The 9,933-nt window shown below is 57.7% G+C and carries 8 protein-coding genes; 7 read left to right on the plus strand and 1 reads right to left on the minus strand.

Annotated elements, in window-relative coordinates; all coding sequences use genetic code 11:
• The 4 genes from RDM88_RS09425 to RDM88_RS09440 form a co-directional block, all read left to right on the plus strand.
• A partial coding sequence (locus RDM88_RS09425; protein WP_308754596.1) for a CTP synthase occupies nucleotides 1-757 on the plus strand: 757 nt, incomplete at its 5' end.
• A 355-nt stretch (nucleotides 758-1,112) separates the two neighbouring features.
• Nucleotides 1,113-2,297: a tryptophan synthase subunit beta gene (gene trpB / locus RDM88_RS09430; protein WP_308754597.1), complete on the plus strand. Its 1,185-nt coding sequence runs from the start codon at nucleotides 1,113-1,115 to the stop codon at nucleotides 2,295-2,297.
• Nucleotides 2,290-3,072 (plus strand): tryptophan synthase subunit alpha, encoded by a 783-nt coding sequence (gene trpA, locus RDM88_RS09435; protein ID WP_308754598.1) that lies wholly within the window; start codon nucleotides 2,290-2,292, stop codon nucleotides 3,070-3,072. The genes trpB and trpA overlap by 8 nt, the downstream gene beginning before the upstream one ends.
• A gap of 246 nt (nucleotides 3,073-3,318) precedes the next feature.
• On the plus strand, nucleotides 3,319-5,784 hold the full coding sequence (locus RDM88_RS09440; RefSeq protein ID WP_308754599.1) for a hypothetical protein: 2,466 nt from the start codon (nucleotides 3,319-3,321) through the stop codon (nucleotides 5,782-5,784).
• A 227-nt stretch (nucleotides 5,785-6,011) separates the two neighbouring features.
• Here the strand turns inward: RDM88_RS09440 and RDM88_RS09445 are convergent, their stop codons facing one another.
• Nucleotides 6,012-6,887 (minus strand): helix-turn-helix domain-containing protein, encoded by an 876-nt coding sequence (locus tag RDM88_RS09445; RefSeq protein WP_195282459.1) that lies wholly within the window; start codon nucleotides 6,885-6,887, stop codon nucleotides 6,012-6,014.
• A 596-nt stretch (nucleotides 6,888-7,483) separates the two neighbouring features.
• Between RDM88_RS09445 and RDM88_RS09450 the strand changes: the two genes are divergently transcribed.
• From RDM88_RS09450 to RDM88_RS09460, 3 genes are all read left to right on the plus strand, one after another.
• Nucleotides 7,484-7,714 (plus strand): LLM class flavin-dependent oxidoreductase, encoded by a 231-nt coding sequence (locus tag RDM88_RS09450; RefSeq protein WP_286174785.1) that lies wholly within the window; start codon nucleotides 7,484-7,486, stop codon nucleotides 7,712-7,714.
• Between the two features lie 70 nt (nucleotides 7,715-7,784).
• Nucleotides 7,785-8,399 carry a recombinase family protein gene (locus tag RDM88_RS09455; protein ID WP_195282458.1) on the plus strand — a complete coding sequence of 205 codons (615 nt, stop codon included), beginning with the start codon at nucleotides 7,785-7,787 and terminating at the stop codon, nucleotides 8,397-8,399.
• Between the two features lie 282 nt (nucleotides 8,400-8,681).
• Nucleotides 8,682-9,869: a nucleotide sugar dehydrogenase gene (locus RDM88_RS09460; RefSeq protein WP_308754600.1), complete on the plus strand. Its 1,188-nt coding sequence runs from the start codon at nucleotides 8,682-8,684 to the stop codon at nucleotides 9,867-9,869.
• The last annotated feature ends 64 nt before the right edge of the window (nucleotides 9,870-9,933 follow it).

A 9,933-nucleotide genomic window follows, 5' to 3' on the forward strand; every position in this document is an offset into this window, starting at 1 on the left:
GCGTGCGACCGAGCCGGTGGAGATCGCGCTTGTCGGCAAATACGTCGAGCTGCACGACGCCTACCTTTCGGTCGCCGAGGCGCTGCGCCACGGCGGGTACGAGTGCGGCGCGCACGTGGGCATCCGCTGGGTCGACTCCGAGACGCTCACCGACGGGAACGTCGCCGAACGCCTCGCGGGCTGCGGGGGCGTCATCGTGCCGGGCGGCTTCGGCGGCCGCGGCGTCGAGGGGATGATCTGCGCGGCGCGCTACGCGCGGGAGGCCAAAATCCCCTATTTCGGCATCTGCCTCGGGATGCAGGTCGCCGTCATCGAGGCGGCGCGCTCGCTCGCGGGCCTTACGGGGGCGAACTCCCGCGAATTCGCCCCCGGGGCGGAGCACTGCGTGATCGACCTCATGCCCGACCAGCGGGGCGTCGTGCCCAAGGGCGGCACCATGCGGCTGGGCGCCTATCCCTGCGTGGTCGCGTCGGGCAGCCTGCTCGACCGGGCGTACGGCGCGCGGGAGATCCGCGAACGCCACCGCCACCGCTACGAGGTCAGCAACGACTACCGGGAGCGGCTTGTTTCGGCCGGATTGCGGCTCTGCGGCCTCTCGCCCGACGCGCGGCTCGTCGAGGCGGTCGAGCTGCCCGAGCACCCCTTCTTCGTCGGGGTGCAGTACCACCCCGAGTTCAAATCCCGCCCCAACCGGGCGCATCCGCTCTTCCGGGAGTTCGTCGCGGCGAGCCTGCGCGCGGGGAGCGGGGGCGGGTAAAATTTGCTTTCGGCGGTTGACACGGAAAAGCGCCGGTGCTATACTATGGAAAAATCCAGAAACCGATGAGCGAGAGAAGTAGGGACCGCCGGGTGTACCAAGAGAGCCGACGCGGGTGGGAGTTCGGCAGCACAGGCGATTTTGAATGGACTCGCGAGGGCGGCCCGAAACCGGGAGGGAGTAGGCGTCGACGGGAATCCCGTCCGTTACCAGTGGGATGCGCGTGTCTGCGCGCAAGACGAGCGGACGGCTTTGGCCGTCAATCTGGGTGGTACCGCAGAAGCGAAGGCTTTTGTCCCTGTTTGGGGACAGAAGCCTTTTTTAACGCAATTTTACCCGAAGGGAGTCGATAGAGATGTCAAAGGGACGGTTCGGCGTCCACGGGGGACAGTATATCCCCGAGACGCTGATGAACGCTGTAATCGAGCTGGAGGAGGCCTATGCCCGCTGGAAGGACGACCCCGGCTTTAAGGCCGAGCTGGAGGGGCTGCTGAAGAATTACGCGGGGCGGCCGTCGCTGCTCTATTACGCGGAAAAGATGACGGACGACCTGGGCGGCGCGAAGGTCTACCTCAAGCGGGAGGACCTCAACCACACCGGCTCCCACAAGCTCAACAACGTCCTCGGGCAGGTGCTGCTCGCCAAGCGGATGGGCAAGACCCGCGTGATCGCCGAGACGGGCGCGGGGCAGCACGGGGTCGCCACGGCGACCGCGGCGGCGCTGATGGGAATGGAGTGCGAAGTCTACATGGGCGAGGAGGACACCCTCCGCCAGGCGCTCAACGTCTACCGGATGGAGCTGCTCGGCGCGAAGGTGCACCCCGTCAAAACGGGCACCCGCACCCTCAAGGACGCGGTGAATGAGACGCTGCGCGAGTGGACGGCGCGGGTGGCGGACACCCACTACGTGCTCGGCTCGGTGATGGGGCCGCATCCCTTCCCGACGATCGTGCGGGATTTCCAGAGCGTGATCGGCCGGGAGGTCAAGGCGCAGCTGCTCGAGAGGGAGGGCCGCCTGCCCGACGCGCTGCTCGCCTGCGTGGGCGGCGGCAGCAACGCGATGGGGCTCTTCCACGAATTTGTCGGCGACCCCCAGGTGCGGCTGATCGGCTGCGAGGCGGCCGGGCGCGGGGTGGAGACGGGCGAGACCGCCGCGACGATCGCAGTGGGCACGCCGGGAATTTTCCACGGCATGAAGAGCTATTTCTGCCAGGACGAATACGGGCAGATCGCGCCGGTCTACTCGATTTCGGCGGGGCTCGACTATCCGGGCATCGGCCCCGAGCACGCCTGGCTGCACGACACGGGGCGGGCGGAATACGTCTCGATCACCGACGGCGAGGCGGTGGACGCGTTCGAGTACCTCTCCCGCACCGAGGGGATCATCCCCGCGATCGAAAGCGCCCACGCTGTGGCCTACGCCAGGAAGCTCGCGCCGCAGATGAAGAAGGATCAGATTCTGGTCGTCAATCTTTCGGGCCGGGGCGACAAGGACGTCGCCGCCATCGCCCGCTACAGGGGGGTAGCGCTCTATGAGTAAGCGGATACGGGAGGCGTTCTCCCACGGCAAGGCGTTCATTCCGTTCGTGACGGCGGGAGACCCGTCGCTCGAGGTCACCGCGCGGCTGGTGCCCGCGATGGCGGCGGCCGGGGCGGACCTCATCGAGCTGGGGATTCCCTTTTCCGACCCGGTGGCGGAGGGCCCGGTCATCCAGCAGGCCGACGAGCGCGCGCTCGCGGCGGGAGCTACCGCCGACCGCATCTTCGAGCTCGTGCGGCGGATCCGCCGGGAGACGGATGTTCCGCTCGCCTTCATGACCTATCTGAACCCCGTCTTCACCTATGGGGCCGAACGGTTCCTCAAGGCCTGCGGGGAGACGGGCGTCGACGCGCTGATCGTTCCCGACATGCCCTACGAGGAGAAGGGGGAGCTTGCCCCCTGTTGCAGGCGGTACGGCGTGGACCTCGTGTCGCTCATCGCCCCGACCTCGAAGGAGCGCATCCGCATGATCGCGGCGGAGGCGGAAGGTTTTCTCTACTGCGTCTCCTCGATGGGGGTGACGGGGGTGCGCAGCCGGATCACCACCGATATCGGCGGCATGGTCGCCGAGGCGAAGCGGGTGTCCGACGTCCCCTGCGCGGTGGGCTTCGGCATCTCGACCCCGGAGCAGGCCGCCGAAATGGCGAAGCACGCCGACGGCGCGATCGTCGGCAGCGCGATCGTGAAGCTCGCCGCGAAATACGGCGCGGACTGCGTGCCCCATGTGGAGCGGTACGTCCGCGAGATGAAAGCGGCGCTCAAATCCCTCGGCTGATCCGCGGGGCGCGGGCTGAAAAAATTTATGCGGGCGGTGTCCCTTTTGAAAGGTCAGGATGGTTTATAAGATAAGACGCTTCCAGCGGTTCCAGTATTTGCTATGGCGCTGTAGGATTATTCACAATTTGGTCACAGGAATGACAATCCTGCAACAAAAAAATCGGGTATCATTGGAAGACGGACAGAGAAGGGCGGTTGATCGCCGCACGACAGACAAACTGATTTTTTTCAAGGAGGAACCCACATGAAGAAGTTACTGAGCATCTGCCTCGCGGTGCTGGTCGTGGTGGGCTTAGTGCCTGTCTACGCGCTGGCCGCCGAAGGCGACCCGATCGACGGAAACGCGGGCGGATCAGACACGACGGTGTATTACACCGTCAATGCTGCCGCTACAGGCGGCAGCATTAGCATCTCGTCGGCCACTCCCGACGCGGTGACCGGAGCTGGCCCTTGGACCGTCGCGGCCGGGACGATGATCAACGTCAAGGCCACTGCGGACGAAGGCTATGAGTCCATTCCCACGAGTCTGACAGCCACGACGGGCGGCCAGACGACCGATATCACAGGCCCATTTGCGGTCACCGGAAATACCGCAATCAACGCGGTCTTTGCGGAGATCGAAAACGAGCCGGAACCGACGCCTGAGCCGGAACCCAAGCCGGAACCCAAGCCGGAAGAGACGGGAACTACGACCACGCCGGCTGCTCCTTTGCAGTCGCCGTCCAACAGCACCCCGCCGCCGACGAATGACGGACTTGGCGGCCCTATGCCGAGCGCGGGAGGCCCCCACAACGTCACGGCTGGTTCTGTCACGGGCGGTCAAATTACGGGAGTGCCGGTTGGCGGTACCATCAACGATGGTGAATCGCTTACGCTCACTGCTGTGGCTGATGAAGGTTACGAAGTCAAGAGTTTTACGGTTACCATGGTGGGTGACAGTTCTACCAACCTGGCGACCGGAAACACCGCAACGATCTCGTCGGTAACAGGAGCGGTCAATGCCACTGCCGAGTTTAAGCTGATTGACCGAAAGATCACGATTAACTCGACCGGCAGCGGCACGATTGTGGTAACAGATACTGATGATGGCAATAAGACCATAAATAGCGGGGATACCATCCCCAACGGACACAAAATCAAAGCCGTTGCGACCCCGAACAGCGGGAACCTCTTAACGGCGTTTACCGTCGGGGCGTCCACTCAGGATGTGGGCGATGGCAAACAGGCTAAAACGGTTGACGGCTATGAGGTGAAAGAAAATATTACGATTTCGGCGACCTTTGAGCCCGTTCCTGCAAATGTGACAACCCACAAGGTCACCATCAAAGCGCCGGAAGACGGCAAGATTACCGTGGCCTATACCGACAAGGACGGCAATTCCAAAACCGCCACGAGCGGCAGTGTTGATATCAAAGACGGCACCAAGATTGATGTGACGACGACCCCCGACACCAACTACAAGCTCAAAACCCTGACGATTGGCGGCACCAACCATAACACGGACCAGACGGGCGTGGCGGTTACCGGCGATATCACCGTTTCCGCGAGCTTTGAGTATAACGGTGGGGCGTCCACCCCGACGTATGTCCACCGCCCGCTGGGCGTCTATGACGACGAGGGCGACTGGCTTGAGGACAACTCGGGCAGCAGCTTCCCGCGTCCTTCCAGCGACGGCAAGGTCGTGCTCGACGGCGTGCTCCCCAACCAGACCTTCTATATCAAGCTGGGTGACGCGAACAGCGACCTTATCACCACACTCAGCGGCGGCGGCAAGGCCCACGCCAGCGACCTCGCCGACGACAGCCTCTTCAAGATTTCGGTCGACAAGGACGGCGACGGCAAATCCCTCATCAGCAAGATCGAGCAGGTGGATGAGAAGCGCCTGGGCGGCATGACCCGCGCCAGCTACCTCAAGGTCACGCTGAAGGACATGACTTCGACTGACGAGCGCAAGGCGAACGCCGAGATCGAATTCAAGGCGAAGAAGGATAAGAGCGGCAGCTGGGCGAAGGGTGAAACCGCCATCCTGAACCTCAACATGTGGATCAGCAACACCAAGATCTCCGGTTCCGACGGCGACGCCGACACGGGCGACAAGATCTACTTCAGCCCCGAGGCCAACGAGAACAACGTCCTCATCTGGGGCGACGACCGCGCGGCGCTCGAGTTCACCGCCGATGACGACGCGAAGGACTTCTACGCCCGCCTGTCCACCCGGTCGATGAGCGACATCTACGCCGAGTACGGCGACCCCGTCGACGCCGACCTCTGGTTCTACAACTTCGTCAATAATCCGACCGTCCCCGCCACCTCCAAGGCGACCCTGACGCTGGGCATCCCGTGGGATGACGACGACGATTACACCCCCGACCCGGAGAGCTGCTACATCTACACGCTGGATTCCGACGGCTATCTCACCGACGTGACCGCCTCCTTCACCTACTCGGAGGACGACTATGAGATTCCGGGCTGGTCGATCCGCACCCGCCAGCTGGGCACCTACATCGTCTCGGACACCGAGCTCGACGTCTATGCCTATGACGACGACGCCGAGGATTCCGCCTCCGAAGACGTCTCGGACGACGCCGTCAGCGACGGCAAGGACATCCCGAACACCGGCTCCGGGGACATGGTGAACGTCGCGGTGCTGGCCGCCGTCCTGTCCCTCTCCGCCGCGGGCGCGGTCGCCTTCCGCAAAGCCGCGAAATAAGATTTCTGACACCCCCCCAACATCTCTCTCATCATCCAGGAAAGGGCCTTCGGAAAACCGGAGGCCCTTTTCCCCACGCGGCGCAAAAACGCCCCGCCAATTTGGCGGGCGCCCGTAAGACAGTAACCCAAGAAACCCAACGCCAGATGGCAGCTGTCGTGCGGGATTAGGTAACAAAAAGGACACGGAACAGGTGATTTTTCACCTGTTCCGTGTCCTTTTTTCGTTTAGCGGCGTTTCTTGCCCTTGCCGTGGACGTGCAGAGGATACGGGCTTGACCGCCCCCGCTGGCTGCGCACTTGATGGATACGGTTTATATCCGCTTTCTGCAATATCCCGATCAGTGTCACAAATTCCTCTTTGGTCAGTGCGTCGTAGTCGATGGACAAACCTGCAAGGTATGCCCTCGCCTGTTTTTCCTGCGGGCTGCCCTCAAAGTTCACGGCCTCTTGTATCCGTTTTGCCGCTTCGGCGGCGGGGGAAGCCTCATCCGCCGTAGTTGTGTCCTTGCCGTGAGCGGCCCGAATGTCCCGCAGGATAGCGGAGAGGTCATCCCCCACCACCCCGCTGAAATACTCCGTGGACGTGATTTGCGCCAACTCCAGCGTCCGCATATTCAAATCGTTTTCGCCAGGGGCGTACTGCTCCATGACCTGTTTCCGCGTACCCTCCAACAGCACATTCAGGTCGTTGATCCGCTGGTCGGCAATGCGGTCAACAAATATCTCCGCATCCACCATCAGTCGTTCAAATTCCTTGTGACAGAGGATTTCAGACAGTAGCCGGTGATTGAATTTTCCAGACCTTAATACTTCTATTGCCTCGTCCTGCAAATGCAGAGTCTGCACCTCTGCGTTTGCGGGATTTTTGTTTTCTGTCTGGCCTAATAAGTAGTCAATGGACACGCCGTAAACCTCCGCAAGCTGGCAGAGAGCATAGCTGCTGATGTCCACGCTCCGCGCCGCCTTCGGGCCATCATCGATCTCATACCGGCCCAGCGCGGCGGCAGACAAGCCCGTTTTCTTCGCAAGCTGCTCCAGCGTCAGCCCTTGTTCTACCCGCAAATCCTTTAATCTTTCGGGGATCGTCAGCTTGGTCTGCATAGAAACCTCCATTTCCAAGAGCGTGGAAATCACGCCGTTTTTTAGCCCATTTCCAACCTTTTGGATATACGGGAAAGGGCGCATTTTTTCGCTATGATGTAAGTACAGCAAGACCACTGTACTTTGAAAACCACATGACCGTCCGAATGGGATATGCCAGCTGGCGAAGCGTCGCCACGATACCGCAGCTTCGGGACACTTTGTCCCAGCAGCGGCGGAGCGCGCCAAGGCCGGACTACGCCGGGGTGAGAGTCCCGGGCAGGAACGACATTCGGAAAGAGCGGAAAAAGCGATAAGTAAAATTCAAACCATGTGAAAACGGCGAAAAACAGTTTTGTTTTCTATCTTTGGCCCTATCAATGGGTGAATGCCCCAACAGCAAACGCCGTACAGCGTCCAGCGCGGGATTTTGCGAAGGGGCAAAATCCCACCCCCAACGGTGAAGCCGGACACCCCTGCCAGCGGACAGGGCATCGGCAAGGGAAATTGGAACGGAAAGCCGCTTTCACGAGAACAACGCCCTGCGGCGAAATGGGCTTGCCAATGGACAAGCCCATTATACCACAGAGCGAACAAAAAAAGGAGGTTTTTACACGATGAAGATGAGAAAGGCAGAGGATTACCGGAACGAGATCAAATCCTACATCGTCCGGGCAGGCATGACCATGAGCGAGTTAATTGAAATTCTGGCCGATGAATACGGCTGGAGCGCCAGCGTCCCCAACCTCTCCGGCAAACTGCGCCGGGGCAGCCTGCGCTACGGCGAGGCCGTGGAACTGGCCGACGCGCTGGGCTATGACATTGTGTGGCAGAAGCGGAGAGGTTAAAGCGGCAGACACAAAAGCAGGATGAATTATCAAAGAAATAAGGGTATTTGTGTGTGAATGAAACGGAGGGATGTGTTTGTCAAATACTTACGGATATATCCGCGTCAGCACGCGGGAGCAGAATGAGGACAGGCAGCTTATTGCCCTGCGGGAGATGTCTGTGCCGGAAAAGAACATCTTTATGGACAAGCAGAGCGGCAAGGACTTTGACCGCCCAGCCTACAAGCGGCTGCTGCGAAAGCTGAAAAAAGACGATCTGCTCTACATTAAGAGCATTGACCGCCTTGGAAGGAACTATTTGGAGATACAGGAGCAATGGAGAGCCATCACGAAGGACAAGGGCGTAGATATTGTGGTGCTGGATATGCCCCTGCTGGACACCCGGCGGGGCAAAGACCTGGTGGGGACATTCCTGGCGGATATTGTATTGCAGGTGCTTTCCTTCGTGGCGGAGAATGAGCGGACGAACATCCGCCAGCGGCAGGCGGAGGGTATCGCGGCGGCGAAAGCAAGGGGCGTGCGGTTTGGGCGGCCACCCAAACCGCTGCCGGAGGGCTTTCACTGCGCCTACCAGCGATGGAAATCCGGAAAATGCACCTGCACAGCGGCGGCAAAGGAGTGCGGGATGCCGCTGGCCACCTTTCGCTACCGGGCGGAGATTTACGAAAAATCGGCTATTCTGTAAGTATGCCTGATTTACAAGAATGTGTAACTTTCCTGTAAATCAGTACACCAATCCAGTCTGCTTTATTATAGCACAATTCGGAGCCTTTGTATATATCATTCCGGTTAAAAATTTCGCTTTTCAGCGTTGTGGTGCGGAGCGCCAAAACCCTTGCAGGAAAGTACACTATCCTGCAAACAACGCTACAAGTAAGTACAATTTTCCGCCAACCAGAACGGGTACGCTGTCAACACACGGTTCGGGAGAAAGCGGGGATTATATAGAAAAGGAAGTTAGAATGCTATGCGAATTACTGTTGTAGGCGCAGGTTATGTTGGGTTATCTCTTGCCACTCTGTTAGGACAAAAGCATGAGGTAATAGTGCTTGATATTGATGAAGAAAAGGTTGCGAAAGTTAATTCCCGCATTTCTCCCGTTCAGGATGTATATATTGAAAAGTTTCTTGCCGAAAGAAAACTAAATTTGACAGCTACTGTAGATACGGCAATAGCATATAAGGCTGCCGAGTATGTGATTATTGCAACACCTACTAATTATGAGGATGAAACCAATAGCTTTGATACGCGTGCGGTTGATTCCGCCATAGAAATTTGTATGGCAAATAATAATCATTGCATCATGATTATCAAAAGTACGGTTCCTGTTGGGTATACAAGGAGTGTGCGAAAAAAATATAACACCAGCCGCATTCTATTTTCCCCTGAATTTTTAAGAGAAACGAAAGCCCTATACGACAATTTGTACCCTTCCAGAATTGTTGTTGGTACAGATATTGCAGACCCTGCTATGGTTATCCATGCACAGGTTTTTTCAACCATCTTGCAAGAGTGCGCAAATAAAGAAGATATTCCCGTCTTGATTATAGGGCTTGATGAAGCAGAAGCCGCTAAACTTTTCGCTAATACTTATTTAGCCATGCGTGTTGCGTTCTTTAATGAATTGGATACCTTTGCAGAAATGAATGGGTTAAGTACAAAGAACATCATAGATGCAATTTGTCATGACCCTCGAATTGGTAAGCAATATAACAATCCATCTTTTGGCTATGGCGGATATTGTCTACCAAAAGATACAAAACAGTTGAAAGCAAATTTTCATGACATTCCTGAAAGTTTGATTACCGCTGTGTGTCAGGCAAACCACACCAGAAAAGGTCACATCGTAAGAGAAATCCTAAATAAGCATCCTGCTACAGTTGGTATTTACCGCTTAACTGCAAAGTCCAATTCTGACAATTTCCGTTCAAGTGCTGTTTTGGGGGTTATAGAGGGACTTTCCAAAGCAAAACGAGGGATCGTAATATATGAACCTTTATTGGGTGATGCCACAGAGTTTATGGGTTATAAGGTCGTACATTCTTTTGCGGAGTTTAAGCATTTGTGTGATGTTATTGTTGCTAATAGAGTTTCCGATGAACTCTCGGAAGTTATGTATAAGGTTTATACAAGAGACATCTTTGGAAGAGAATGACCCGGCGAAGCGGTGATTGTAATGTACACATTTTTCTTGATGGTCGAGGATTATATCAAAACTC

The sequence above is a fragment of the uncultured Anaerotruncus sp. genome (assembly GCF_902490045.1).
In the GTDB taxonomy this organism is placed as follows: Bacteria; Bacillota; Clostridia; order Oscillospirales; family Ruminococcaceae; genus Anaerotruncus.

Excerpts from the sequence above, each read along its gene's own strand:
- trpA (WP_308754598.1), top strand. The coding sequence starts at position 2,290 with ATGAGTAAGCGGATACGGGAGGCGTTCTCCCACGGCAAGGCGTTCATT.
- RDM88_RS09460 (WP_308754600.1), top strand. The coding sequence starts at position 8,682 with ATGCGAATTACTGTTGTAGGCGCAGGTTATGTTGGGTTATCTCTTGCC.
- trpB (WP_308754597.1), top strand. The coding sequence starts at position 1,113 with ATGTCAAAGGGACGGTTCGGCGTCCACGGGGGACAGTATATCCCCGAG.
- RDM88_RS09450 (WP_286174785.1), top strand. The coding sequence starts at position 7,484 with ATGAAGATGAGAAAGGCAGAGGATTACCGGAACGAGATCAAATCCTAC.
- RDM88_RS09445 (WP_195282459.1), bottom strand. The coding sequence starts at position 6,887 with ATGCAGACCAAGCTGACGATCCCCGAAAGATTAAAGGATTTGCGGGTA.
- RDM88_RS09440 (WP_308754599.1), top strand. The coding sequence starts at position 3,319 with ATGAAGAAGTTACTGAGCATCTGCCTCGCGGTGCTGGTCGTGGTGGGC.
- RDM88_RS09455 (WP_195282458.1), top strand. The coding sequence starts at position 7,785 with ATGTGTTTGTCAAATACTTACGGATATATCCGCGTCAGCACGCGGGAG.